This window comes from Burkholderia sp. COPS, assembly GCF_019425585.1.
Taxonomy (GTDB): Bacteria; Pseudomonadota; Gammaproteobacteria; order Burkholderiales; family Burkholderiaceae; genus Burkholderia; species Burkholderia cepacia.
In genome coordinates this window covers 96482-121588 of sequence record NZ_WIXR01000006.1, presented here as the reverse complement: position 1 = coordinate 121588, position 25107 = coordinate 96482, and the positions used below count along the sequence as shown (strand labels likewise).

General features: G+C 64.9%; 31 protein-coding genes and 1 tRNA gene. 30 read left to right on the top strand and 2 right to left on the bottom strand.

The annotated features are described in order from the left end of the window. Nucleotides 1-72: 72 nt before the first annotated feature. The 21 genes from FOZ70_RS04715 (at nucleotide 73) to tatC (ending at nucleotide 14852) form a co-directional block, all read left to right on the top strand. A complete protein-coding gene (locus FOZ70_RS04715) occupies nucleotides 73-702 on the top strand; it encodes an ABC transporter substrate-binding protein (RefSeq protein WP_042976633.1) in 630 nt (209 codons plus the stop codon). Continuing rightward, nucleotides 699-974: an STAS domain-containing protein gene (locus FOZ70_RS04710; RefSeq protein WP_027788544.1), complete on the top strand. Its 276-nt coding sequence runs from the start codon at nucleotides 699-701 to the stop codon at nucleotides 972-974. The genes FOZ70_RS04715 and FOZ70_RS04710 overlap by 4 nt, the downstream gene beginning before the upstream one ends. Nucleotides 975-1166: 192 nt before the next feature. Continuing rightward, nucleotides 1167-2093, top strand: a complete 927-nt coding sequence (locus FOZ70_RS04705) for an ABC transporter ATP-binding protein (RefSeq protein ID WP_021161862.1) — start codon at nucleotides 1167-1169, stop codon at nucleotides 2091-2093. After that, a complete protein-coding gene (locus FOZ70_RS04700) occupies nucleotides 2090-2845 on the top strand; it encodes an ABC transporter permease (RefSeq protein ID WP_048026521.1) in 756 nt (251 codons plus the stop codon). The genes FOZ70_RS04705 and FOZ70_RS04700 overlap by 4 nt, the downstream gene beginning before the upstream one ends. Before the next feature lie 56 nt (nucleotides 2846-2901). Further along, nucleotides 2902-3141, top strand: a complete 240-nt coding sequence (locus FOZ70_RS04695) for a BolA family protein (RefSeq protein WP_006477131.1) — start codon at nucleotides 2902-2904, stop codon at nucleotides 3139-3141. Between the two features lie 14 nt (nucleotides 3142-3155). Beyond that, nucleotides 3156-4505 (top strand): UDP-N-acetylglucosamine 1-carboxyvinyltransferase, encoded by a 1350-nt coding sequence (gene murA / locus FOZ70_RS04690; RefSeq protein ID WP_219705020.1) that lies wholly within the window; start codon nucleotides 3156-3158, stop codon nucleotides 4503-4505. Between the two features lie 8 nt (nucleotides 4506-4513). After that, nucleotides 4514-5167 carry an ATP phosphoribosyltransferase gene (gene hisG / locus FOZ70_RS04685; protein ID WP_027788540.1) on the top strand — a complete coding sequence of 218 codons (654 nt, stop codon included), beginning with the start codon at nucleotides 4514-4516 and terminating at the stop codon, nucleotides 5165-5167. A gap of 24 nt (nucleotides 5168-5191) precedes the next feature. Next, on the top strand, nucleotides 5192-6508 hold the full coding sequence (gene hisD, locus FOZ70_RS04680; RefSeq protein WP_021161858.1) for a histidinol dehydrogenase: 1317 nt from the start codon (nucleotides 5192-5194) through the stop codon (nucleotides 6506-6508). A 145-nt stretch (nucleotides 6509-6653) separates the two neighbouring features. After that, nucleotides 6654-7727, top strand: coding sequence for a histidinol-phosphate transaminase (hisC, locus tag FOZ70_RS04675; RefSeq protein ID WP_021161857.1), 1074 nt, complete (start codon nucleotides 6654-6656; stop codon nucleotides 7725-7727). A 65-nt stretch (nucleotides 7728-7792) separates the two neighbouring features. Continuing rightward, a complete protein-coding gene (hisB, locus tag FOZ70_RS04670) occupies nucleotides 7793-8380 on the top strand; it encodes an imidazoleglycerol-phosphate dehydratase HisB (protein ID WP_011350728.1) in 588 nt (195 codons plus the stop codon). A gap of 66 nt (nucleotides 8381-8446) precedes the next feature. Further along, on the top strand, nucleotides 8447-9067 hold the full coding sequence (locus FOZ70_RS04665; protein WP_021161856.1) for a MarC family protein: 621 nt from the start codon (nucleotides 8447-8449) through the stop codon (nucleotides 9065-9067). After that, the gene (gene hisH / locus FOZ70_RS04660) at nucleotides 9064-9705 is read left to right on the top strand and encodes an imidazole glycerol phosphate synthase subunit HisH (RefSeq protein ID WP_014898304.1); all 642 of its coding nucleotides are present in this window, start codon (nucleotides 9064-9066) and stop codon (nucleotides 9703-9705) included. The genes FOZ70_RS04665 and hisH overlap by 4 nt, the downstream gene beginning before the upstream one ends. Nucleotides 9706-9868: 163 nt before the next feature. Next, a complete protein-coding gene (gene hisA, locus FOZ70_RS04655) occupies nucleotides 9869-10624 on the top strand; it encodes a 1-(5-phosphoribosyl)-5-[(5-phosphoribosylamino)methylideneamino]imidazole-4-carboxamide isomerase (protein ID WP_021161854.1) in 756 nt (251 codons plus the stop codon). A 106-nt stretch (nucleotides 10625-10730) separates the two neighbouring features. Further along, nucleotides 10731-11504 carry an imidazole glycerol phosphate synthase subunit HisF gene (gene hisF, locus FOZ70_RS04650; protein WP_219705019.1) on the top strand — a complete coding sequence of 258 codons (774 nt, stop codon included), beginning with the start codon at nucleotides 10731-10733 and terminating at the stop codon, nucleotides 11502-11504. Next, nucleotides 11504-11920, top strand: a complete 417-nt coding sequence (gene hisI, locus FOZ70_RS04645; protein WP_021161852.1) for a phosphoribosyl-AMP cyclohydrolase — start codon at nucleotides 11504-11506, stop codon at nucleotides 11918-11920. Before hisF ends, hisI begins: the two co-directional genes overlap by 1 nt. Further along, nucleotides 11917-12282 (top strand): phosphoribosyl-ATP diphosphatase, encoded by a 366-nt coding sequence (locus FOZ70_RS04640; RefSeq protein ID WP_006485344.1) that lies wholly within the window; start codon nucleotides 11917-11919, stop codon nucleotides 12280-12282. The genes hisI and FOZ70_RS04640 overlap by 4 nt, the downstream gene beginning before the upstream one ends. Before the next feature lie 69 nt (nucleotides 12283-12351). After that, nucleotides 12352-12744 (top strand): membrane protein, encoded by a 393-nt coding sequence (locus FOZ70_RS04635; protein WP_011350734.1) that lies wholly within the window; start codon nucleotides 12352-12354, stop codon nucleotides 12742-12744. A gap of 31 nt (nucleotides 12745-12775) precedes the next feature. Beyond that, nucleotides 12776-13141, top strand: coding sequence for a histidine triad nucleotide-binding protein (locus FOZ70_RS04630; RefSeq protein ID WP_021161851.1), 366 nt, complete (start codon nucleotides 12776-12778; stop codon nucleotides 13139-13141). A 93-nt stretch (nucleotides 13142-13234) separates the two neighbouring features. After that, nucleotides 13235-13465 carry a Sec-independent protein translocase subunit TatA gene (gene tatA / locus FOZ70_RS04625; RefSeq protein WP_021161850.1) on the top strand — a complete coding sequence of 77 codons (231 nt, stop codon included), beginning with the start codon at nucleotides 13235-13237 and terminating at the stop codon, nucleotides 13463-13465. A 26-nt stretch (nucleotides 13466-13491) separates the two neighbouring features. Then, entirely contained in the window at nucleotides 13492-14022 is a 531-nt protein-coding gene (gene tatB / locus FOZ70_RS04620) for a Sec-independent protein translocase protein TatB (RefSeq protein ID WP_059621151.1), read from the top strand. Nucleotides 14023-14063: 41 nt separating this feature from the next. Beyond that, nucleotides 14064-14852, top strand: coding sequence for a twin-arginine translocase subunit TatC (tatC, locus tag FOZ70_RS04615; protein WP_059621152.1), 789 nt, complete (start codon nucleotides 14064-14066; stop codon nucleotides 14850-14852). A gap of 205 nt (nucleotides 14853-15057) precedes the next feature. Here tatC and FOZ70_RS04610 read toward each other — a convergent pair whose 3' ends face one another. After that, nucleotides 15058-16263: a Do family serine endopeptidase gene (locus FOZ70_RS04610; protein WP_021161847.1), complete on the bottom strand. Its 1206-nt coding sequence runs from the start codon at nucleotides 16261-16263 to the stop codon at nucleotides 15058-15060. 21 nt (nucleotides 16264-16284) lie between these two features. Here FOZ70_RS04610 and FOZ70_RS04605 point away from each other — a divergent pair, with 21 nt between their 5' ends. The 7 genes from FOZ70_RS04605 to FOZ70_RS04575 all read left to right on the top strand — a co-directional run bounded on the left by FOZ70_RS04605 (nucleotide 16285) and on the right by FOZ70_RS04575 (nucleotide 21427). After that, nucleotides 16285-17031: a Nif3-like dinuclear metal center hexameric protein gene (locus FOZ70_RS04605; protein WP_048026516.1), complete on the top strand. Its 747-nt coding sequence runs from the start codon at nucleotides 16285-16287 to the stop codon at nucleotides 17029-17031. A gap of 218 nt (nucleotides 17032-17249) precedes the next feature. Further along, entirely contained in the window at nucleotides 17250-17870 is a 621-nt protein-coding gene (gene petA / locus FOZ70_RS04600) for a ubiquinol-cytochrome c reductase iron-sulfur subunit (RefSeq protein WP_021161845.1), read from the top strand. After that, on the top strand, nucleotides 17867-19249 hold the full coding sequence (locus FOZ70_RS04595) for a cytochrome bc complex cytochrome b subunit (protein ID WP_124589816.1): 1383 nt from the start codon (nucleotides 17867-17869) through the stop codon (nucleotides 19247-19249). The genes petA and FOZ70_RS04595 overlap by 4 nt, the downstream gene beginning before the upstream one ends. A gap of 21 nt (nucleotides 19250-19270) precedes the next feature. Continuing rightward, the gene (locus FOZ70_RS04590; protein WP_021161843.1) at nucleotides 19271-20029 is read left to right on the top strand and encodes a cytochrome c1; all 759 of its coding nucleotides are present in this window, start codon (nucleotides 19271-19273) and stop codon (nucleotides 20027-20029) included. 93 nt (nucleotides 20030-20122) lie between these two features. Next, nucleotides 20123-20734, top strand: a complete 612-nt coding sequence (locus FOZ70_RS04585) for a glutathione S-transferase N-terminal domain-containing protein (protein WP_006400565.1) — start codon at nucleotides 20123-20125, stop codon at nucleotides 20732-20734. A 71-nt stretch (nucleotides 20735-20805) separates the two neighbouring features. Continuing rightward, nucleotides 20806-21333 (top strand): ClpXP protease specificity-enhancing factor, encoded by a 528-nt coding sequence (locus FOZ70_RS04580; protein ID WP_059484004.1) that lies wholly within the window; start codon nucleotides 20806-20808, stop codon nucleotides 21331-21333. Between the two features lie 18 nt (nucleotides 21334-21351). Next, nucleotides 21352-21427 (top strand) — tRNA-Thr (locus tag FOZ70_RS04575). Between the two features lie 362 nt (nucleotides 21428-21789). Here the strand turns inward: FOZ70_RS04575 and FOZ70_RS04570 are convergent. Further along, entirely contained in the window at nucleotides 21790-22152 is a 363-nt protein-coding gene (locus FOZ70_RS04570) for a hypothetical protein (protein WP_021161841.1), read from the bottom strand. A gap of 377 nt (nucleotides 22153-22529) precedes the next feature. Between FOZ70_RS04570 and tssI the strand changes: the two genes are divergently transcribed. After that, complete coding sequence (tssI, locus tag FOZ70_RS04565; protein ID WP_193093484.1) at nucleotides 22530-24662, top strand: type VI secretion system tip protein TssI/VgrG; 2133 nt, start codon at nucleotides 22530-22532, stop codon at nucleotides 24660-24662. A 21-nt stretch (nucleotides 24663-24683) separates the two neighbouring features. After that, entirely contained in the window at nucleotides 24684-25106 is a 423-nt protein-coding gene (locus FOZ70_RS04560; RefSeq protein WP_219705018.1) for a DcrB-related protein, read from the top strand. Nucleotide 25107 lies beyond the last annotated feature (1 nt).

The following is a 25107-nucleotide window of genomic DNA, read 5'->3' as shown; positions in this document are numbered from 1 at the left end:
TAGCGTGCGCGAACTTGCGCGTAAGCTACCTGCTCCAACCTTCGCATCGACTTATTCATGCAGGTCACTATGATGAAAAAACTGTTCCTGATCCCCGTTTTCGCGGCGCTGTTCTCGTTCGGCAGCGCAGCCCACGCGCAAGTCGACCAGTCGAACCCGCAGGCGCTGATCAAGACGGCGACGCAGCAGGTGCTCGACGAAGTCAAGCAGCAGACGATCAAGCAGGGCGACACCAACCGCATCATCTCGATCGTCAACAAGGACATCCTGCCGTACACGGATTTCCGCCGCACCACGCAGCTCGCGATGGGCCGCAACTGGCGCACGGCGACGGCCGAACAGCAGCAGCAGGTTCAGGAGCAGTTCAAGCTGCTGCTGATCCGCACGTATTCGGGCGCGCTGGCGCAGTTGAAGCCGGACCAGCAGATCCAGTACCCGCCGTTCCGTGCCGATTCGGCCGATACCGACGTCGTGGTCAAGACGGTCGCGATGAACAACGGCCAGCCGGTCCAGATCGACTACCGCCTGTACAAGACGGCGAACGGCTGGAAGGTGTATGACCTGAACGTGCTCGGCGCATGGCTGATCCAGACGTACCAGCAGCAGTTCAACGAGAAGATCCAGCAAAGCGGCGTGGACGGCCTGATCCAGTTCCTCACGCAGCGCAACCAGCAACTTGCCGCCGGCAAGCAAGCGTCGTGAGCGGTTTCGAAGCCGGCTCCTCGCTGACCGTCGCGAGCGCGAAGTCCGCGCTCGCGGACGGTCTTGCGCGCATCGGCGCGGGCGCGACCGCCGTCGATTGCGCGGCGCTGACGCAGTTCGACTCGTCCGCGCTCGCCGTGCTGCTCGCATGGCAACGTGCCGCCAAGGCGCGCGGCGCGACCCTCGACATCCTCAATCTCCCCCCGAAGCTCGCCAGCCTCGCGCGCGCCTACGGCGTCGACGCGCTCATCGAAGGCACCGGGCGACATTGACCCTGTCCGACCGGAGCCTGCCGCGCCAGCCGGCGCGCGCACGCTTCAGGCCGCGTGCCTCCGGCACCGGCTCCACCAGCCGGTTTGCCCTATAATCAAGCGTTTTGCGGGGCAGCCAATCGGCGTCCGGCCCCCATTTTCATTCGCAGCAAGCACAGAATAGGCGTCGCGGCCCTTGCGCCGCGCACAGTCATGTCAGCCATAGAAATCCGTCACGTCAAGAAGCGCTACAAATCGCTTCAGGCGCTCAAGGGCGTCAGCCTGTCGGTCGAGGAAGGCGAGTTTTTCGGTCTGCTCGGCCCCAACGGCGCAGGCAAGACCACGCTCATCAGTATCCTCGCCGGGCTCGCCCGGGCCGACGAAGGCAGTATCTCGGTGCGCGGTCACGACGTCGTCAAGGACTTCCGTGGCGCGCGCCGCGCGCTCGGTGTCGTGCCGCAGGAACTCGTGTTCGACCCGTTCTTCACCGTCCGCGAGACGCTGCGGATCCAGTCCGGCTATTTCGGGCTGCGCCGCAACGACGACTGGATCGACGAGGTGATGGCCAATCTCGACCTCACCGAGAAAGCCGACGCGAACATGCGCGCGCTGTCCGGCGGGATGAAGCGCCGCGTGCTGGTCGCGCAGGCGCTCGTGCACCGGCCGCCCGTGATCGTGCTCGACGAGCCGACCGCCGGCGTCGACGTCGAGCTGCGCCAGACGCTGTGGAAATTCATCTCGCGCCTGAACCGCGAAGGTCACACGATCGTGCTGACCACCCACTACCTCGAGGAAGCCGAGTCGCTGTGCGACCGCATCGCGATGCTGCGCCGTGGCGAAGTCGTCGCGCTCGACCGCACCGACGCGCTGCTGCGCCGCTTCGCCGGGCTGCAGCTGTACCTGCGGCTGGCAACGGGCGCGCTGCCCACCGAGCTGCGCGGGCTGGAGACCGATCCGGCCGCGCGCGCGCCGGGCGAGCACCTGCTGCGCCTGACGAGCTACGACGATGTCGAGCGGATCCTCGCGCAATGCCGCGCGGCGGGCTGCACATTCGACGAGATCGAGGTCCGCAAGGCCGACCTCGAAGACGTGTTCGTCCAGGTGATGAACGGGGCCGAGGTGATCGAGGGACTGGCATGAGCGGGTTTCAAACGCTGTTCTACAAGGAGCTGCTGCGTTTCTGGAAGGTGTCGTTCCAGACGGTGCTCGCGCCGATCGTGACGGCGCTGCTGTACCTGACGATCTTCGGCCACGCGCTGTCGGGCCGCGTCGAGGTCTATCCGGGCGTCGAGTACGTGAGTTTTCTCGTACCGGGCCTCGTGATGATGAGCGTGTTGCAGAATGCGTTCGCGAACAGCTCGTCGTCGCTGATCCAGTCGAAGATCACCGGCAATCTCGTGTTCATGCTGCTGCCGCCGCTGTCGTACCGCGACATCTTCGGCGCGTACGTGCTCGCGTCCGTGGTGCGCGGCCTCGCGGTCGGCACGGGCGTGTTCGTCGTGACGATCTGGTTTATCCCGATGCATTTCGCGGCGCCGCTGTTCATCATTGCGTTCGCGCTGCTCGGCTCGGCGATCCTCGGCACGCTCGGCCTGATCGCCGGGATCTGGGCCGAGAAGTTCGACCAGCTCGCCGCGTTCCAGAACTTCCTGATCATGCCGCTGACGTTCCTGTCCGGCGTGTTCTATTCGACGCATTCGCTGCCGCCCGTGTGGCGCGAGATCTCGCGTCTCAATCCGTTTTTCTACATGATCGACGGCTTCCGTTTCGGGTTCTTCGGCGCGTCCGACATCAACCCGTTCGCGAGCCTCGCGATCGTCACCGGTTTCTTCGTGCTGCTCGCGCTGATCGCGATGCGGCTGCTCGCGACCGGCTACAAACTGCGTCATTGATATCGACAGGCAGCGGCCGCCATCCAGGCGGCGCGCGCCGACAGGAGCCTTACACCATGTTGCCGACTCCCGAACAGGTCAAGCAATACATCGCCGGCGGTCTCGCCTGCACGCATCTGGAAGTCGAAGGCGACGGCCAGCATTTCTTCGCGACGATCGTGTCGGCGGCCTTCGAAGGCAAGCGCCCGATCCAGCGGCACCAGCTCGTCTACGCGGCGCTCGGCGATCGCATGAAGCAGGAAATTCACGCGCTCAGCATGAAGACGCTGACGCCCGCCGAATGGCAGAACGCATAACCGGAACTCACTGAGTGCAAGTCACCGTCAACGAGCGCGACGCCGTCCAGAGCGTCGCCACGGCACACCCGGCCGCCAACGGGGAATCGCATGGCCATGGGATGGACAAGCTCGTGATCGAAGGCGGCCACCGCCTGTCGGGCGAGATCGTCGTGTCGGGCGCGAAGAATGCCGCGCTGCCGATCCTGTGCGCGGGGCTGCTCACCGCCGATCCGGTCGACCTCGACAATGTGCCGAACCTGAAAGACGTGCGCACCACGCTGAAGGTGCTGAACCAGATGGGCGTGAAGAGCGAGACCGACGGCTGCCGCGTGCAGCTCGACGCGTCGCGCGTCGACAACCTCGTGGCGCCGTACGAGCTCGTCAAGACAATGCGCGCGTCGATCCTCGTGCTCGGGCCGCTGCTCGCACGCTTCGGCGAGGCGAAGGTGTCGCTGCCGGGCGGCTGCGCGATCGGCGCGCGGCCGGTCGACCAGCACATCAAGGGCCTGCAGGCGATGGGCGCCGAGATCAGCATCGAGCACGGCTTCATCGAAGCGCGTGCGAAGCGGCTGAAGGGCGCGCGCATCGTGACCGACATGATCACGGTGACGGGCACCGAGAACCTGCTGATGGCCGCGACGCTGGCAGACGGCGAGACGGTGATCGAAAACGCGGCGCGCGAGCCGGAAGTGAGCGATCTCGCACACTTGCTGGTCGCGATGGGCGCGAAAATCGACGGCATCGGCACCGATCGCCTCGTGATCCAGGGCGTCGAGCGGCTGCACGGCGCGCGCCATTCGGTGATCCCCGACCGCATCGAGGCCGGCACGTTCCTGTGCGCGGTCGCGGCGGCGGGCGGCGACGTGATGCTGACGGGCGTGCGCCCGCACATCCTCGACGCGGTGATCGACAAGCTGCGCGAAGCCGGCATGTCGATCGAGGAAGGCGACAGCTGGCTGCGCGTGAAGATGGACCGCCGGCCGTCGGCGGTCACGATCCGCACGTCGGAATACCCGGCGTTCCCGACCGACATGCAGGCGCAGTTCATGGCCCTCAATACGGTCGCGACGGGTACCGCGCAGGTCGTCGAAACCATTTTCGAGAACCGCTTCATGCACGTGCAGGAGTTGAACCGGCTCGGCGCGAACATCACGATCGACGGCAACACCGCGCTCGTGACGGGCGTCGAGAAGCTGTCGGGCGCGAACGTGATGGCGACCGACCTGCGTGCGTCGGCGAGCCTCGTGATCGCCGGGCTGCGTGCCGACGGCGAAACGCTCGTCGACCGCATTTATCACCTGGACCGCGGCTACGACCGCATGGAAGCCAAACTGACCGCTGTCGGCGCGAACGTGCGCCGCCTTTCCGGGAGCCAAGCATGACCGCGCCGCTGACCCCGCCGTTGACCCTTGCGTTGTCGAAGGGCCGGATTTTCGAGGAAACCCTGCCGTTGCTCGCCGCCGCCGGCGTGCAGGTGACGGAGGATCCGGAAACGTCGCGCAAGCTGATCCTGCCGACGACGAACCCGGACCTGCGCGTGATCATCGTGCGCGCGAGCGACGTGCCGACCTATGTCGAATACGGCGCGGCCGATTTCGGCGTGGCCGGCAAGGACGTGCTGGTCGAGCACGGCGGCTCGGGCCTGTACCAGCCGATCGACCTGAACATTGCGCGCTGCCGGATGTCGGTGGCCGTATCGGCCGGCTTCGATTACGCGAGCGCCGTGCGCCAGGGCGCGCGGCTGCGCGTCGCGACGAAGTACGTCGAAACGGCGCGCGAACACTTTGCCGCGAAGGGCGTGCACGTCGACCTGATCAAGCTGTACGGCTCGATGGAACTCGCACCGCTGGTGGGGCTGGCCGATGCGATCGTCGACCTCGTCAGCTCGGGCGGCACGCTGAAGGCGAACAATCTGGTCGAGGTCGAGGAGATCATGGCGATCTCGTCGCGCCTCGTCGTGAACCAGGCTGCGCTGAAGTTGAAGCGCACGGCACTCAAGCCGATCCTCGACGCGTTCGAACGCGCGTCGCAGAATGGCGGTTGAGCGCATCACCGTAACGGAACTCCCATGTCCATCACCATCCGCAAGCTCGATTCGACGAGCGAAGGCTTCGGCGCCGAGCTGCGCGCGCTGCTCGCATTCGAGGCAAGCGAAGACGCGGCGATCGAGCAATCGGTCGCGCAGATCCTCGCCGACGTGAAGTCGCGCGGCGACGCCGCGGTGCTCGAATACACGAACCGCTTCGACCGGCTGAGCGCGAACAGCGTCGCCGCGCTGGAGCTGCCGCAGGACGCGCTGCAGACGGCGCTCGACGGCCTCGCGCCGAAGGCGCGCGCGGCGCTGGAAGCGGCGGCCGCGCGGGTGCGCGCGTACCACGAGAAGCAGAAGATCGAGTGCGGCACGCATAGCTGGCAGTACACGGAAAGCGACGGCACGGTGCTCGGCCAGAAGATCACGCCGCTCGACCGCGTCGGCCTGTACGTGCCGGGCGGCAAGGCGGCGTATCCGTCGTCGGTGCTGATGAACGCGATTCCCGCGCGCGTCGCGGGCGTCGGCGAGATCGTGATGGTTGTGCCGACGCCGGACGGCGTGAAGAACGACCTCGTGCTCGCCGCGGCGCTGCTCGGCGGCGTCGATCGCGTGTTCACGATCGGCGGCGCGCAAGCGGTCGGCGCGCTCGCGTACGGCACGGCGACGGTGCCGGCCGTCGACAAGATCTGCGGCCCCGGCAATGCGTACGTCGCGTCGGCGAAGCGCCGCGTGTTCGGCACGGTCGGCATCGACATGATCGCCGGGCCGTCGGAAATCCTCGTGCTGTGCGACGGCACGACCGACCCGAACTGGGTCGCGATGGATCTCTTCTCGCAGGCCGAGCACGACGAGCTCGCGCAGTCGATCCTGCTGTGTCCGGACGGTGCGTTCCTCGAGCGCGTCGAGAAGGCGATCAACGAGCTGCTGCCGTCGATGCCGCGCCAGGACGTGATCCGCGCGTCGCTCGAAGGCCGCGGCGCGCTGATCAAGGTGCGCGACATGGCCGAAGCCTGCCGGATCGCGAACGACATCGCGCCCGAGCACCTGGAAATTTCCGCGCTGGAGCCGCAGCAATGGGGCCAGCAGATCCGCCATGCGGGCGCGATCTTCCTCGGCCGCTACACGAGCGAGAGCCTCGGCGACTACTGCGCGGGCCCGAACCACGTGCTGCCGACGTCGCGCACCGCGCGTTTCTCGTCGCCGCTCGGCGTGTACGACTTCATCAAGCGCTCGAGCCTGATCGAGGTCAGCGCCGAAGGCGCGCAGACGCTCGGCGAGATCGCATCCGAACTCGCGTATGGCGAGGGGCTGCAGGCGCACGCGAAGAGCGCCGAATTCCGGATGAAGAACTGAGCGCACGCAGCGCGGGGCCGGGGCAGGCGCGGATGTGCCGCCCGGCCCGCACCCCGAAGGCCGGGGCTGGAGACACCTGTGCAGGGCGGCGGCCTCCGCCTTGCCGATCATTTGACGCCGGCGCGACGCACGCCGGCTTGAGATCATGACGACGCCACAAGACATCATTCGCCGCGACGTGCTCGCGATGACGAGCTATCCGGTGCCGGACGCGAGCGGGTTCGTGAAGCTCGACGCGATGGAGAACCCGTACCCGCTGCCCGAACCGCTCGCCGCGGCGCTCGGCGAGCGTCTCGCGCAGGTCGCGCTGAACCGCTACCCGGCGCCGCGCCCGGCCGCGCTGATCGACAAGCTGCGCCACGCGATGGGCGTGCCGGCCGCCTGCGACGTGCTGCTCGGCAACGGCTCGGACGAAATCATCAGCATGATGTCGGTGGCCTGCGCGAAGCCGGGCGCGAAGGTGCTCGCGCCGGTGCCGGGCTTCGTGATGTACGAACTGTCCGCCAAGCTCGCGCAGCTCGAATTCGTCGGCGTGCCGCTGAAGGCCGACCTGACGCTCGACGTCGACGCGATGCTCGCGGCGATCGCCGAGCATCGTCCGGCGCTCGTCTATCTCGCCTATCCGAACAACCCGACCGGCACGCTGTACGACGATGCCGACATCGAACGGATCGTCGCGGCCGCGCGGCACAGCCTGATCGTGATCGACGAGGCGTACCAGCCGTTCGCCGGGCGCTCATGGCTGCCGCGCGCCGCCGAATTCGACAACGTCGTCGTGATGCGCACGGTGTCGAAGCTCGGCCTCGCGGGCATCCGCCTCGGTTATCTGGTCGGTTCGCCCGCATGGCTGACCGAATTCGACAAGGTGCGCCCGCCGTACAACATCAACGTGCTGACCCAGGCGACCGCCGATTTCCTGCTCGACCACCTCGGCGTGCTCGACGCGCAGGCGGCCGATCTGCGGGCGGAACGCGCGCGTCTCGCGCAGGCCGTGGCCGCGCTGCCGGGCGCGACGGTGTTCCCGAGCGCCGGCAATTTCCTGCTGGTGCGGGTGCCGGACGCGGCCGCCGTGTTCGACGCGCTGCTCACCGAGCGGGTTTTGGTCAAAAACGTGAGTAAAATGCATCCGTTGCTGGCTGAATGCGTGCGGCTCACCGTCGGTTCTCCCGACGAAAACGCGCGCCTGCTAGCCGCTTTGAAACTCGCGCTGCCCGGTTGAGCCTGCGGGCGCCGGGGCGCGAAACGATCAATCCCCATTTACATCGACTCAGTCAAGGAATTGCCATGCGTGTGGCGGAAGTCGTTCGCAATACCAGCGAAACGCAGATCCGTGTGAAGCTCAATCTCGACGGCACGGGCCAGCAGAAGCTGGCTACCGGCGTGCCGTTCCTCGACCATATGCTCGACCAGATCGCTCGACACGGTCTGGTCGATCTCGAGGTTGAAGCGCATGGCGATACGCATATCGACGACCACCACACGGTCGAGGATGTCGGCATCACGCTCGGGCAGGCCGTCGCGAAGGCGATCGGCGACCGCAAGGGCATCCGTCGCTACGGCCATTCGTACGTGCCGCTCGACGAGGCGCTGTCGCGCGTCGTGATCGACTTCTCCGGCCGGCCGGGCCTCGAATTCCACGTGCCGTTCACGCGTGCGCGGATCGGCACGTTCGACGTCGACCTGTCGATCGAGTTCTTCCGCGGTTTCGTGAACCACGCGGGCGTCACGCTGCACATCGACAACCTGCGCGGGATCAACGCGCACCATCAGCTCGAGACCGTGTTCAAGGCCTTCGGCCGTGCGCTGCGCGCGGCGGTGGAGCTGGACGAGCGTGCGGCGGGGCAGATCCCGTCGACGAAGGGCAGCCTCTGAACCTGAACTGACCGGACGGAGCGTCAAGGACAACCTCACGGCTTCGGCGCGCGGCGCCGGCTTGCGATGGATCTGCTCAAATCGTTCATTTCGCTGCTGGCGCTGATCAACCCGATCGGCGCGGTGCCGTTCTTCCTGAGCCTGACGGCGCAGCAGACGGACCTCGAGCGGCGGCGTACGATCCGGATCGCGTCGGTGTCGGTGTTCTGCGTGATGACGGTGACGGCGCTGCTCGGGCAGCAGATCATCGACTTCTTCGGCATTTCGGTCGGGTCGCTCGAGGTGGGCGGCGGGATCATCATGCTGCTGATGGCGATCAACATGCTGAACGCGCAGATCGGCAATACGCGATCGACCCCGGAGGAGCGCCACGAGGCCGAGCTGAAGGACAACATCGCGGTCGTGCCGCTGGCGATTCCGCTGCTCACGGGCCCCGGCTCGATCAGCACGGTCATCATCTACGCGGCGAACTCGCGTCACTGGTATGAACGGGCCGGGCTGGTCGCGATCGGCGCGGTCCTGGCTTTTCTGTGTTTCGTCGCGATGCGGCTCGCCGAGCCGATCGCGAACTGGATCGGCCGCACGGGCATCAACATCGCCACGCGGCTGATGGGTCTGATGCTGTCGGCGCTGGCGGTGGAATTCATCGTCAATGGACTGAGGGCGCTACTGCCTGCACTGAGATGAAAACTTCGATTGCGATTGTGGATTATGGGATGGGCAACCTGCGCTCGGTCGCGCAGGCGCTCAAGAAGGCCGAACCGGCCGCCGACGTGGCGATCGTCGACACGCCGGCCGCGATCCGTGCGGCCGACCGTGTCGTGCTGCCCGGCCAGGGCGCGATGCCCGACTGCATGCGCTGCCTCGGCGAGTCGGGCCTGCAGGAGGCCGTGATCGAGGCCTCGCGCACGAAGCCGCTGCTCGGCGTGTGCGTCGGCGAGCAGATGCTGTTCGACTGGAGCGCGGAAGGCGACACGAAGGGCCTCGGCCTGTTGCCCGGCAAGGTCGTGCGTTTCGAACTCGACGGCCGCCTGCAGGACGACGGCTCGCGCTTCAAGGTGCCGCAGATGGGCTGGAACCGCGTGCGCCAGTCGCAGCCGCATCCGCTGTGGGACGGCGTGCCCGACGACGCGTATTTCTACTTCGTGCACAGCTACTACGTGACGCCGGACAACCCGGCGCATACGGTCGGCGAAACGGCCTACGGCGCGCCGTTTACGTCCGCGGTCGCGCGGGACAACCTCTTCGCGACCCAATTCCACCCCGAGAAAAGCGCGGAGGTCGGGTTGCGTCTGTATCGCAACTTCGTACACTGGAAACCGTGAACGTCGCGTGCGTGCCACAGTCGGCGGGCCGCAGAGGCCCGTCTTACGGGGCTCGCGCGCCTAAGCGCCGAAAGAGTTGTACTAAACTAGCGAGACGGCGCGGTACCGGATTGGCCGGTACGCGCCGGATTCTTTTCTTCTTCCACGACGACACCCGATTGCTATGTTGCTGATTCCGGCCATCGATCTCAAAGACGGTCAGTGTGTGCGCCTCAAACAGGGCGACATGGACCAGGCCACGATTTTCTCCGAGGACCCGGCGGCGATGGCCCGCAAGTGGGTCGATCTCGGCGCCCGGCGGCTCCATCTGGTCGACCTGAACGGCGCATTCGCCGGCAAGCCGAAGAATCTCGAGGCGATCGAAGCGATCCTCGACGAAGTCGGCGATGAAATCCCCGTACAGCTCGGCGGCGGCATCCGCAGCCTCGAGACGATCGAGAAGTATCTCGACGCGGGCCTGTCCTACGTGATCATCGGCACCGCGGCCGTGAAGGATCCGGGTTTCCTGCAGGACGCGTGCACCGCGTTCGCGGGCAACATCATCGTCGGGCTGGACGCGAAGGACGGCAAGGTCGCGACCGACGGCTGGAGCAAGCTCACGGGCCACGAAGTGGTCGATCTCGCGAAGAAGTTCGAGGACTACGGCGTCGAATCGATCGTCTACACGGACATCGGCCGCGACGGGATGCTGCAGGGCATCAACATCGAGGCGACCGTGAAGCTCGCGCAGGCGGTCGGCATCCCGGTGATTGCCAGCGGCGGCCTGTCGAACCTCACGGACATCGAGAATCTGTGCGAAGTGGAAGAGCACGGCGTCGAGGGCGTGATCTGCGGCCGTGCGATCTACTCCGGCGATCTCGATTTCGCGGCCGCGCAAAAGCGCGCGGACGAACTGAACGGCGAACTCGACAACGCGTAAGCGCGGTTGTCCCGCTCGCCGGGGCTGCCAGCAGGCGGCCCCACCGGAAGCCTCGCGCGAGGCTTTCCGCAACCGGCCGTCCCATCGCGGCATTTGGCGCAACATCATGGCTCTAGCTAAACGCATCATCCCCTGCCTGGACGTGACTGCCGGGCGTGTCGTCAAGGGCGTCAACTTCGTCGAACTGCGCGATGCCGGCGACCCCGTCGAGATCGCCCGCCGCTACGACGACCAGGGCGCCGACGAATTGACGTTCCTCGACATCACCGCGACGTCCGACCAGCGCGACCTGATCCTGCCGATCATCGAAGCCGTCGCGTCGCAGGTCTTCATTCCGCTGACCGTCGGCGGCGGCGTGCGCGCCGTCGAGGACGTGCGGCGCCTGCTGAACGCGGGCGCGGACAAGGTCAGCATGAATTCGTCGGCGGTCGCGAACCCGCAGCTCGTGCGCGACGCGGCCGACAAGTACGGCTCGCAGTGCATCGTCGTCGCGATCGACGCGAAGCGCGTGTCGGCCGACGACGAGACGCCGCGCTGGGAAGTCTTCACGCACGGCGGCCGCAAGAACACGGGCCTCGACGCGATCGAATGGGCGCGCAAGATGGCCGAGCTCGGCGCGGGCGAGATCCTGCTCACGAGCATGGATCGCGACGGCACCAAGTCGGGCTTCGACCTCGCGCTCACGCGCGGCGTGTCGGACGCGGTGCCGGTGCCGGTGATCGCGTCGGGCGGTGTCGGCTCGCTGCAGCACCTGGCCGACGGCATCAAGGACGGCCGCGCCGATGCGGTGCTGGCCGCGAGCATCTTCCACTACGGCGAGCACACGGTCGGCGAGGCGAAGCGCTTCATGGCCGACCAGGGCATCCCGGTGAGGCTGTGATGAATACGGAAACGAATGCATTGCCCGCGTGGCTCGACAAGGTCCGCTGGGACGACAACGGCCTCGTGCCGGTGATCGCGCAGGAGGCGTCGACGAACGACGTGCTGATGTTCGCGTGGATGAACCGCGAGGCGCTCGCGAAGACGATCGAGACGCACCGCGCGGTCTACTATTCGCGTTCGCGCAAGCGCCTGTGGTTCAAGGGCGAGGAGTCTGGCCACGTGCAGCACGTGCACGAAGTGCGGCTCGATTGCGACGAGGACGTCGTGCTGCTGAAGGTCGAGCAGGTGTCGGGCATCGCGTGCCACACCGGCCGGCATTCGTGCTTCTTCCAGAAATTCGAAGGCACCGTCGACAGCGGCGACTGGGTCGCGGTCGAGCCGGTGCTGAAAGATCCCGAACACATCTACAAATGACGCAATCGACCGAAGACACGCTGCTGCGCCTCGCGGCCGTGATCGATAGCCGCAAGGGCGGCGACCCCGATCAATCGTACGTATCGCGCCTGTTCCACAAGGGCGACGACGCGGTGCTGAAGAAGATCGGCGAAGAGGCGACGGAAGTCGTGCTGGCCGCGAAGGACGTGCGCCAGGGCGGCGCGCCGACCGCGCTGGTCGGCGAGGTGGCCGACCTGTGGTTCCACTGCCTCGTGATGCTGTCGCATTTCGACCTGAGCCCGGCCGACGTGATCGCCGAGCTCGAGCGCCGCGAAGGGCTGTCGGGGATCGAGGAGAAGGCCCTGCGCAAGCGTCGTGAGCGCGAGGAAAACGGCGGGTGACGGACCCGTGTCGCGGGATGGCCACAGTGCGGTAAGCTGTAAGAATTGTCATCTAACGGGGGTAGCATCATGACCGATACGCCAAGTCAGTTTCCGCCGCCGTCGGTGCCGGGGGCCGCGGACGCCGAACGCCTGAACGGGCTGCGCACGTTGACTCACGTGCTCTACGGCCTCTACGCGTTTCATTGGCTCACGGGTGGCGTCACGGGCATCATCGCGATCATCATCAACTACGTGAAGCGCGACGATGTGGCCGGCACGCCGTATGCCGCCCACTTCGAGTGGCAGATCCGCACGTTCTGGCGCGCGCTGATCGCGTACGTGATCGGGTTCGCGCTGATGTTCGTGGTGATCGGATTCGCAGTGATGTTTGTCACATGGATCTGGACGCTGTACCGTATCATCAAGGGTTGGCTGTACCTGAACGACAACAAGCCGCTCGATCCGCAGGCCTGGTTCTGACCGGCCGCGCTCGGGCGTCTGCAGGAGCAACATGAGTCACGATCCGAATTGCCTGTTCTGCAAGATCGCGGCAGGCGAGATCCCGAGCACGAAGGTGCACGAGGATGACGAATTCGTCGCGTTCCGCGACATCCGCCCGGCGGCCGAGACGCACGTGCTCGTGATTCCGCGCCAGCACCTGCCGACGCTGTCGGCGGCGAGCGAGGCCGATGCGCCGATGCTCGGCCGGCTGATGCTGCTCGTCTCGCGTCTCGCCGGCCAGCTCGGCGTCGCCTATACGGGTGGCGAAACCGGTTTCCGTACTGTGATCAATACAGGCCCGGGCGGCGGGCAGGAGGTCTACCACCTGCACGCGCATATCCTGGCCGGCCCGCGCCCCTGGCAGCGGATGGGTTGACGGCGCGGGGCGTTTCCCCGCATCGATAGTCGAAGCCGGCACGTTGCCGGCGATTTGCGCCGCGTAGCGGCGTGGTTGAGGAGAGGTTTCATCATGGGTGGATTGAGCATTTGGCACTGGCTGATCGTGCTGCTGATCGTCGCGCTGGTTTTCGGTACGAAGAAGCTGCGCAATATCGGCAACGATCTCGGCAGCGCCGTGAAGGGTTTCAAGGACGGCATGAAGGACGGTGAAGCACCGGCTGACGCGCAGCAACTGCCGCGCTCGGGCTCGGTCGACGTCAACGCGAAGGAAACGACGCGTTCCGATTCGAACAAGGCGTAACGCCGGCACGCTGACAGGCATTCGCGATGCTGGATCTCGGTCTTTCGAAGATGGCGCTGATCGGCGTCGTCGCGCTCGTGGTGCTCGGCCCCGAGCGCCTGCCGCGCGTCGCGCGTACGGCAGGCGCATTGTTCGGCCGCGCGCAGCGGTACATCAACGACGTGAAGGCCGAGGTCTCGCGCGAAATCGAACTCGACGCGCTGCGGACGATGAAGACCGATTTCGAATCGGCCGCGCGCAATGTCGAGACGACGATTCACGACAACCTGCGCGAGCACGAAAAGGAACTGAACGACACGTGGCATTCCGCGGTTGGCGGCCTTGACGAAGCGTCGGGCAGCACCGGGTCCCATGATTCCGACACGCCCGCGGCGCCGTCGTGGCGCGGCAGTACGGCCGCGCTCGCGCCCAAGCGCCGCAACTGGCGCGTCAAGCAGGCGGCTGCGCCTGCCTGGTACAAGCGCGCGACCACCCGCCGCACGCACGTGCAGTCGGGCGCCGCGCGCGTCGCGCGCCACCAGCCGGCCAGCCTGCGCCGGCCGACGCGCTTCTTCTGAGCCGAGCGCATGCTCGCTCGTCAATCCTACCGAGGGCCGGTGTGAGCGACCCCCAGCAGAACCCGGGCGACGCCCCGGAAGAAACTTTCATTTCCCATCTCGTCGAGCTTCGCGATCGCATCATTCGCGCGGGGGCGGCCGTGATCGTCGTGTTCCTCGGGCTCGTCTACTGGGCGCCCGACATCTTCCGGCTGCTTGCGCGGCCGCTGATGGAGAACCTGCCGAAAGACGGCAAGATGATCGTCACCGACGTCACCGGTTCGTTCTTCGTGCCGATGAAGGTCACGATGCTCGTCGCACTGGTGATCGCGCTGCCGATCGTGCTGTACCAGATCTGGGCGTTCGTCGCGCCGGGGCTGTACCAGCACGAGAAAAAGCTGGTCGCGCCGCTCGTCGGCAGCAGCTACTTCCTGTTCCTGTGCGGGATGGCATTCGCGTACTTCCTCGTGTTCCCGACGATCTTCCGCGTGATGGCGCACTACAACGCGCCGCTCGGGGCGGAAATGACCACCGACATCGACAACTACCTGAGCTTCGTGCTCGGGATGTTCATCGCGTTCGGGGTCACGTTCGAGGTGCCGATCGTCGTCGTGCTGCTCGTCCGGATGGGCGTGCTGTCGCTGAAGAAGCTCAAGGAGATGCGGCCGTACGTGATCGTCGGCGCGTTCATCGTCGCGGCGGTCGTCACGCCGCCGGACGTATTCTCGCAACTGATGCTCGCGTTGCCGCTCATCGTGCTGTTCGAGATCGGGCTGCTGGCCGCGCGGTTCTTCGTGCCGAAGAAGCTGGCCGAGGAAGGCGAGGCGGGGAACGGCGAAGCCGCCGGCTGATGGCGGCGCGCCGGGCGATGCACGGCAGGCGGGTTTCCGGCCAGGCCTGAGCGGCCGGGTCGCATGGCCGGCCGGAGCGCGTGCGGCAAGGCCGGCGTCCCGGCAACGAAGGTCTTTCGATGCAAAGCAAAAGGGCAGCCAGGAGGCTGCCCTTTTTCGTTTCCGGCGGGAGTTCGGCACGCGGCCGTGTGCCGCCCGCCCGACGTCATTCGGTATCGCTGTCCTGCTCGTCGAGCGTCTGCTTCGGCGGTGGCGGGCGCTTGCCGATCACGACGTTCATGTCGAACTCCTTGCCCTTGCGGACGACGTGCACCTTGGTCGGCGTGCCCGGCTTGATCTGCGCGACCGTGTTCAACAGCTTCGTCGTGTCGGTGATGTCCTCGCCGTTGACCGAGACCAGGATATCGCCCGGCTTGATGCCGGCCTTGTCGGCCGGGCCGCCCTGCAGCACGCCGGCGACGATCGCGCCCGATTTCTGCTGAAGCCCGAACGATTCGGCGATCTCCGGCGTGACGTCCTGCGGCTCGACGCCGATCCAGCCGCGCGTGACCGAGCCCGTCGTGATGATGCTTTCGAGCACCGTGCGCGCGGTCGACACGGGAATCGCGAAACCGATGCCGAGCGAGCCGCCCGAGCGCGAGTAGATCGCGGTGTTGATGCCGAGCAGGTTGCCGTTCACGTCGACCAGTGCGCCGCCCGAGTTGCCGGGGTTGATCGGCGCGTCGGTCTGGATGAAGTTCTCGAACGTGTTGATGCCGAGGTGGTTGCGGCCCAGTGCGCTGATGATCCCCATCGTGACGGTCTGGCCGACGCCGAACGGGTTGCCGATCGCGAGGACGACGTCGCCGACCCGCGACTGGTCGGAGCGGCCGAGCGTGATCGTCGGCAGGTTCGTCATGTTGATCTTCAGCACGGCGAGGTCGGTTTCGGGATCGCTGCCGATCACCTTCGCGGTGGCCGTGCGCCCGTCGGCGAGCGCGACCTCGATCTGGTCGGCGCCATCCACGACGTGCTGGTTCGTTAGAATGTAACCTTCTGGGCTCACGATAACGCCCGAGCCGAGGTTGGCGGCTGGTTCGTCCTGCTGCTTGCGGGCGTTGCGGTCGCCGAAGAAGTAGCGGAACAGCGGATCTTTCGCGCGCGGATCGGGCGGCAGCGAGCCGTCCTTGCTGGAGAAGACGTTGACGACGGCCGGCATCGCCTTCTGCGCGGCTTCCGCGTACGACGTGGTCGCCGGCGCGCCGCCGATGCCCGGCGCGACTTCCCGCAACGCAACGATCGGCGTGGCGAGCTGCTTGCCGAGCTGTCCTTGCCGTTGCAGCCATTGCGGCTTGAGCGTCACGACGATGAACATCAGCGCGAGCAGCACGGTAACCGCCTGCGCGAAGAACAGCCAGAAGCGTCTAAGCATCTGAATGGATTAGAGGTTTATATGGATCGGATCGAACTTGAATTGTACTTGAACAATACCCTTGAAACCGCGCGCTTCAAGGACTATTGCCCGAACGGCCTGCAGGTCGAGGGGCGTCGCAAGATCGAGAAGATCGCCACCGGCGTGACGGCGTCGGTCGCGTTTCTTGAAGCCGCGCTCGAATGGGGTGCGGATGCCGTGCTCGTCCATCACGGCTATTTCTGGCGCAACGAGCCGCCGCAGATCACGGGCCGCAAGTATCAGCGCCTGAAGCTGCTGCTCGCGAACGACCTGAACCTGTTCGCGTTCCACCTGCCGCTCGACGCGCATCCCGAATTCGGCAACAACGCGCAGCTCGGCGAGCGGCTCGGGCTGATCGGCGAGCAGCGTTTCGGCGAAGGCGAGCTCGGCTGGATGGCCACGCTGCCGATGCCCGTCTCGCTCGAGCACTTCGTCGCGAAGGTCGAGCGCACGCTCGGCCGCACGCCGCTCGTGCTCGGCGATCCGGACATGCAGCTGCGGCGCATCGCGTGGTGCACGGGCGCCGCGCAGAGTTATTTCGACGCGGCGATCGATGCCGGCGCGGACGTGTTCCTGACCGGCGAGGTGTCCGAACACGTGACGCACACGGCCGCGGAGAGCGGCGTCGCGTTCGTTGCGGCAGGGCACCATGCGACCGAACGCTACGGAATCCAGGCACTCGGCACCCACTTGTCCGAAGAATTCGGTATCGAACACCTTTTTATCGATATTCATAACCCGGTCTGAGTGCCGGATTTGCGGCAGCGCATCGAAATTTCTCAATGTAGCGGATGCTTAATAGTGAAATGATTTAATCGCTCCGATAGTGGGGGGAAACCCTTAACTATCAATCACTTCGAAGGGATTTTCATCTCCGGGCCTTGTAAATGGCGACTCCATTCGAGCAAACTAGCGGCGGAATGGAAAGTCGTGACGGAAAATCCAACTCAGAAGTGGGGCGTGTGATGCGAGACAAGGAAGAGAAACGCGTCGACAGCGGCCGCCGTACCTGGCTGATTGCGACATCCGTAGCAGGTGGCGTAGGAGGCGTAGCCACCGTCATACCTTTCGCGGCGTCGCTTGCGCCGTCCGCGAAAGCGAAAGCGGCCGGAGCACCGGTCGAGGTCGACATCAGCGGGCTGAAGCCCGGTGAAATGGTGACCGTGCCGTGGCGCGGCAAGCCGGTGTGGATCCTGAACCGCACCGACTCGATGCTTGCCGACGTGGTCAAGGCCGACAAGGAAGTGGCCGATCCGACCACCGAAAAGCCCTATACGATGCCGTTGCCCGCGTATTGTGCGAACGAATATCGCTCGCGGGCCGATCGCAAGAACATTCTCGTCGTGATGGCCGTGTGTACGCACCTCGGCTGCACGCCAAGCCAGCGCTTCACGCCGGGTCCGCAGCCGAACCTGCCGGACGACTGGCCGGGCGGTTTCCTCTGCCCGTGCCACGGTTCGACCTACGACCTCGCCGGCCGTGTGTTCAAGAACAAGCCGGCGCCTCAGAATCTCGACATCCCGCCCTACATGTTCACGTCGGCGACGACCCTCGTGATCGGCAAGGACGAGAAAGGAGAAGCGTGATGGCCGACAACAAGGAAGTCTCCACGACAGGTCTCACCGGCTGGATCGATCAGCGCTTCCCGCTCACGTCCACCTGGAAAAAGCACGTTTCCGAGTACTACGCGCCGAAGAACTTCAACTTCTGGTACTTCTTCGGCTCCCTCGCGCTGCTGGTGCTCGTCAACCAGATCGTCACCGGCATCTTCCTGACGATGAACTACAAGCCCGACTCGACGCTCGCGTTTGCGTCGGTCGAGTACATCATGCGCGAGGTGCCGTGGGGCTGGCTGATCCGCTACATGCACTCCACGGGCGCGTCGATGTTCTTCGTGGTCGTCTACCTGCACATGTTCCGCGGGCTGCTTTACGGGTCGTACCGCAAGCCGCGCGAGCTCGTGTGGATCTTCGGCTGCGCGATCTTCCTGTGCCTGATGGCTGAGGCGTTCTTCGGTTACCTGCTGCCGTGGGGCCAGATGTCGTTCTGGGGCGCCCAGGTGATCGTGAACCTGTTCTCGGCCATCCCGTTCGTCGGCCCCGACCTGTCGCTGTGGATTCGCGGCGACTACGTCGTGTCGGACGTCACGCTGAACCGCTTCTTCGCGTTCCACGTGATCGCGATCCCGCTCGTGCTGGTCGGCCTCGTCGTCGCCCACCTGGTTGCGCTGCACGAAGTCGGGTCGAACAACCCGGACGGCATCGAGATCAAGGCGAAGAAGGACGAGAACGGCGTTCCGCTCGACGGCATCCCGTTCCACCCGTACTACTCGGTGCACGATTTCCTCGGCGTGTGCGTGTTCCTGATGGTGTTCGCACTGATCGTGTTCTTCTCGCCGGAGATGGGCGGCTACTTCCTCGAGGCGAACAACTTCGTCCCGGCGAACCCGTTGCAGACGCCGCCCGAGATCGCGCCGGTCTGGTACTTCACCGCGTTCTACGCGATGCTGCGCGCGACCACCGACCCGTTCAAGATCGTCCTGATGATCGTCATCGCGCTGCTCGGCGTGCTCGCGCTGATCCGCGCGCGCGGCAAGTGGAAGGCCGGGCTGCCGGTGCTGGCCGCGGCGATCGTCGTCTTCATGTACCTGACGGAGTCGAAGTTCTGGGGCGTCGTCGTGATGGGTTCGGCGGTGATCACGCTGTTCTTCCTGCCGTGGCTCGACCGCAGCCCGGTGAAGTCGATCCGCTACCGGCCGCTGTTCCACAAGGTGTTCCTCGGGATCTTCGTCGCGGCGTTCCTGACCCTCGCGTTCCTCGGCACGCGGCCACCATCGCCGGCGGCCACGTTGATCGCGCAGTGTTGCGCGCTGATCTACTTCGCGTTCTTCCTCGGCATGCCCGTCTGGACGCCGCTTGGCACGTTCAAGCAGCCGCCGGAGCGGGTGCGCTTCAAGCCCCATTAACGTGAGCGAGGAGAGAACGACATGAAGAAACTGCTTTCGACACTCGCGCTGATCGGGGCGACCGCGTGTGCGCTGCTGGTGGCGCCGGCGGTGCGGGCGGAAGGTAATTTTCCGCTCGACCGGGCGCCCGATAACACGGAAAATCTCGTTTCGCTTCAGCACGGCGCGCAATTGTTTGTAAACTATTGCCTGAACTGCCACAGCGCGAACCTGATGCGCTACAACCGTCTGACGGATCTGGGCATATCCCAGAAGGAGATCGAAAAGAATCTCCTGTTCACGACCGACAAGGTCGGCAACACGATGTCCGTCGCGATGCGGCCTGAAGACGCGAAGAACTGGCTCGGCACCTCGCCGCCCGACCTGTCGGTCGAGGAGCGCGCGCGCGGCCGCGACTGGCTGTATACGTATCTGCGCAGCTTCTACCGCGACGATACGCGGCCGACCGGCTGGAACAACGCGGTGTTCGAGAACGTCGGCATGCCCCATGTACTGTGGCAGCTGCAGGGGCAGCGCACCGCCAAATTCGAAGACAAGACGGACGAGGAGACGGGCGAGAAGGTCCATACGCTCGTCGGCTTCCAGCAGGTCACGCCGGGGACACTGTCCGCGGTGGATTATGATGCTGCGGTTGCCGACCTGGTGGCGTACATGACCTGGATGTCCGAGCCGGCTCAGCAGACCCGCAAACGCCTCGGCGTGTGGGTGCTGATCTTTCTCGGTGTCCTGACTTTCCTGGCCTGGCGGCTCAATGCCGCGTACTGGAAAGATATCAAGTAATCACGCCTGACCGGCGTGGGGCCGGCGCAAGGTGGAACCCCGGAAGGAGGTTCGCCGCGTGCCGGCCCTCGGCTTTTTTGAGGAAACGCAAACATGATGGTTCTGTATTCCGGCACAACTTGCCCGTTCTCCCAGCGTTGCCGGCTGGTGCTGTTCGAGAAGGGCATGGACTTCGAAATCCGTGACGTCGACCTGTTCAACAAGCCGGAAGACATTTCGGTGATGAACCCGTACGGTCAGGTGCCGATCCTGGTCGAGCGCGACCTGATTCTGTACGAATCGAACATCATCAACGAGTACATCGACGAGCGCTTCCCGCACCCGCAACTGATGCCGGCCGACCCCGTGCAGCGCGCACGTGCACGCCTGTTCCTGCTCAACTTCGAGAAGGAACTGTTCGTCCACGTCAGCACGCTCGAGAACGAGAAGGGCAAGGCAGCGGAGAAGAATCACGAGAAGGCACGCCTCGCGATCCGCGATCGCCTGACGCAGCTCGCGCCGATCTTCGTGAAGAACAAGTACATGCTCGGCGAAGAGTTCTCGATGCTCGACGTCGCGATCGCGCCGCTGCTGTGGCGTCTGGATCACTACGGCATCGAGTTGTCGAAGAACGCCGCGCCGCTGATGAAGTACGCCGAACGGATCTTCAGCCGTCCGGCCTATATCGAAGCACTGACGCCGTCCGAAAAGGTCATGCGTCGTTGATGATGCAATGAAGGCAAGACGGGGAGGGCGGCGCGGCGTGCCGCGCGCCCGCTCCGGGTTCGAGGATTGTGATGCAAGAGATTTCAACGAAGCCTTATCTGCTGCGCGCGCTGTACGAGTGGTGCACCGATAACGGTTACACACCGCATATCGCGGTGAGGGTCGACAACTCGACGCGCGTGCCGCGTCAGTTCGTGCGTGACGGCGAGATCGTGCTCAACATCAGCTTCGAGGCGACGAGCCAGTTGCAGATGGGCAACGAGTGGATCGAGTTCACGGCCCGGTTCTCCGGGAAGGCGCACAAGATCGAGATTCCGGTTGCCAACGTGCTCGCGATCTATGCGCGCGAGAACGGGCAGGGGATGGCGTTCCAGGTCGATGCGGTTGCGGGCGAAGGCGAGGATTCGGGCGCGTTCGACGAAGAAGCCGCGCAGGCGGATGACGCGCAGCGCGACGAGTCGCCTGCTGTGTTGACGCCGGTTGCCGACCGCGGCGCGAACGAGGAACCCTCCGAAGGCGCCGACGAACCGCCGAAAACCGACGGCGATGGCGACGGTTCGAAAGGTGGCAACAGACCTCGCCTCAAGATCGTGAAATGAGGTAGAATCTCGCGCTACGCCGGCTTAGCTCATCTGGTAGAGCAGTTGATTTGTAATCATCAGGTGGCGGGTTCGAGTCCTGCAGCCGGCACCATATCTGACAAGGGGTTACGCGATGTTTGCGTAGCCCCTTCGCGTTTCCAATTCCCCCTCGGCATTTCCAATCTGCATTGGCGAACAGGCTTGTTCAGCTACGTGATGTGTAGCCGTCGTTCTTATTCCAGCGCCACTTCAGGGTGAAAGTTGCGTAGGTAGCGCAGCTTGCCGCCGTTTAGTGCAGTGCAAGCAGGCAGTCGGGCGACGCCATGCCGTCGTCGTATTGTCGAGAAACCTCAAAGCGATGAGCCTGTAGATACGTCAGCAAGTCGCTCTTCGCCCAGTGCGGGATCGGGAGTAAATAGACGCGGCCATCGCCGTCAGTGGCCCCGATGTGAGTGGCGTCCGCTTGGCCTCGTATCACCAAGCGAAGTTGCCGGTCGCGGTTGCCTTGGCCATTGGTTTCCAGAAGTTCGCCAGGCAGCAGTCGTAGCGATTCAGGAGCCCGAACCGATCATCGGGTGGTTCAACCATTCGACCGAACCAAGTCGCGCGAATCGGGACGCAATCCGCCGGCCACGTATTGGTGGACGTTGCGCGCCACTGCGCGTTGCCGCCAACTTCAACGACCTCGCGCACCATCCGGAGAACGTCTTCGAATAGCTCTCGGGCTTTCGGATAGGCGTCGCCGCGGCTCGACCACATGACCGTCAATCGATCCCAGTATCGACGCAGCAGATACTGGCAAGCGAGCGAATCTTTGCCGCTGGAAATTGCAGGCAAAGCCGGTGCTCGTTCGCTCCATTTCGTCGCGCGCGGCGTTGGCCAGAAACTCCATTCGACTAACCGTGCTCACGGAGCCGGATACAAGGCGCTTCCGTCGCATTGTCTCGATGTCTGTTCCCAGTACTGCGAATGCTCTATATATCGAAACATGGAGAGTGCTGCGGCGGGACCGATGACCGGTGTGGTCACCGCGAGGGCGAGCGGAAAGATCGAACTTCAACAAATCATTCCGCCGCAGATCACATAGCCGATCGGTACATCCATGAAATCAGGGGCCAGATAGTGTCTTTTGTTTTGTCGGACTTTCTCCTACAGTAGCGGGGCCTCGGGCCTGCTGGCCCGCCGGGCAGAACCTGAGAAGGAATGAACAAAAAATGAGTTTCGCTCCGAATGGCGGTCCTCCGACCGGGCTCGGCGGCAGCCCGCTGGGCGCCTTGACGTCGATTGGCAGTGCATTGGGCGGCCTCGGCGGCTCGCTCGCTTCCAGTGTCGCCGGACAGCTTGGCCCGCTCGCGGGGCTGGCCGGGCACGTCGACACCGTCCAGCGCGCGATGCAGCTCGCGCAGACCGGCTTCTCGCTGATGGAGAAGACGCCCGGCGCGATCGCCGAGGCGATCAACGGCGCCGCCAACCCCGCGCGCCTGACCCAGCTCAACCGCTACGTGACGCTCGATACGCCGCTCGGCCCGGATGTGCTGCTGGTCAGCGCCGCTGTCGTCGACGAGCACGTGAACCGGTTGCCCGAGATCCACCTCGACCTGCTGTCCCATCGCCACGACCTTCGCCCGGAAGACCTGATCGGCCAGCAGGTCAAGATCCGGTTCGACCAGCAGGCGCGCCTGTCGACGCTCGAGCGTGTCGTCGCATCGGGTACCGGCGACAACGATCGTTACTTCGACGGCTACGTTGCGTCGTTCGACCGCGCGGGCAACCCCGGGAACGTCACGCAGTATCACCTGACGGCGGTGCCGTGGTTCTGGTTCCTGACGCGCTCGACCGACTGCCGGATCTTCCAGAACAAGACCGCGCAGGACATCCTCACCGAGATCTTCCAGGAGCACGGTTTTTCCGACTTCGTGTTCGATATCCGGACGAGCCAGAAGCCGCTCGAGTATGTCGTGATGTACCAGGAGAGCTACTACAACTTCTGCGCGCGGCTGATGGAGCAGGAGGGGCTCGTCTGGACGCACCGCTACGAGAAGGACAAGCACATCCTGGTGATCGGCGATTCGAACCTGCTGTTCCGCCCGATCGACGGGCTCGCCACGGTGCCGTTCGCGGCCACCGAGGCGAGTGAGGACAGCGGGATCGATCAGTTGCACGAAGGCCGGCGCTTCGGCGTCGGCAAGGTCACGTTCCGCGACTTCAACCACCAGAACCCGTCGTCGCCGCTGATGCTGGTGGAAGCCGGGCCGCAGAACCTCAAGCATGCGCGGCTCGACGCGACCGAGCGGTTCGAGCACCAGTCGCTGTACGACCACGGCGACGACGGCAACCGCTACGCCCGTTTTGCGATGGAGGCCGAGGAGGCGCAGGCCCATCGCTATACCGGCGGCGGCTACGCGTGGCGCATGACCACGGCGGGCGCGGTCACCGTGGCGAATCACCCGGTGCTCGAGAACAACCAGGAATACGTGATCCTGCACGTGCGCCACGAGGCGGTGAACGACTACACGCAGCACAGCGCGAAGCTGCCGTACCGCAACAGCTTTGCGCTGCTGCCGAAGAAGGTGCCGTATCGCGCGCCGCGCAGCACGCCGAAGCCGGTGATTCACGGCACGCAGTCGGCGATCGTCGTCGGGCCGAAGGGCGAGGAAATCTATACCAACGGCAGCGCGGTGAAGGTGCATTTTCCGTGGGACCGGCGCGGCAAGAAGGACGGATCCGATTCGATGTGGGTGCGCGTGTCGCAACCGTGGGCCGGCGACGGCTGGGGTGCGGCCGCGATTCCGCGGATCAAGCAGGAAGTGCTCGTCGCGTTCAACCAGGGCGATCCGGACAACCCGGTGATCGTCGGCCGCGTGTTCAACGGCGAGCAAGGCAATCCGTATCACGGCGCGGCCGGCCAGACGATGGGGATCAAGAGCCAGACGCACAAGGGGCAGGGGTCGAACGAGTTGCTGATGAGCGACGTCAACGGTGCGCAGATGCTCTACATGCATGCGCAGAAGGATATGCATACCGTTGTCGAGGACGCGCAGTGGACTCAAGTTCTGAAAGGCGATCGGACCGTCGAGGTCGGGAAGGGCAACCATACGACGGCCATTGCGGTTGGCAACCTGTCAGACGTTGTGGTGCAGGGCAATACACTGCATCAGACTCCGCAGGGCGTGCATACGCTCGAAGCCAAAGAACTCTGGATCAAGATTGGCGGCGATGGCGGCACGCGAATCCACATGACAGCTGACTCGATCGACATCTACAAGGGCGATTCGGTGATTCACCTCGACGACAGCAACATCAATATCCAGGCATCCCGAACCGACATCAACCCGAAGAACGGCTAACACCCATCAGGAAAACAAAACATGTACCAGATGCATGAAGGCACGCTGGCGCTGCCGGCCGAGTGGCAGGACAAGACGATGAACGTGTTCGTGTCAGCCGCCAGCGGTACGGAAGGCGTCAGTTTCGTCATCACGCGCGAGCGGCTGCCGTGGGGCATGAAGTTCAATGAATATGTGGCGAGCGAGATTCGGAAGGTGGCAAAGCAGGTGCCGGACTATTTCGAGGTAGCAAACGAAGATGCCACGGTGTCTGGGCGCGCTGCGCACGTGCACGAGTTTACGTGGACGAACAATCAGGCAACGATTCATCAGCGGCTGACGATGGTGGAGTACGGACAGGTGGTGATGATGCTGACCTTCACAGCGCCCGGCACGCTGAGTGACACCCAGCGCAAGCAAATCGAGGCTGTCATTCAGAGCCTTCAGTTGCGCGACCCGATCTGAG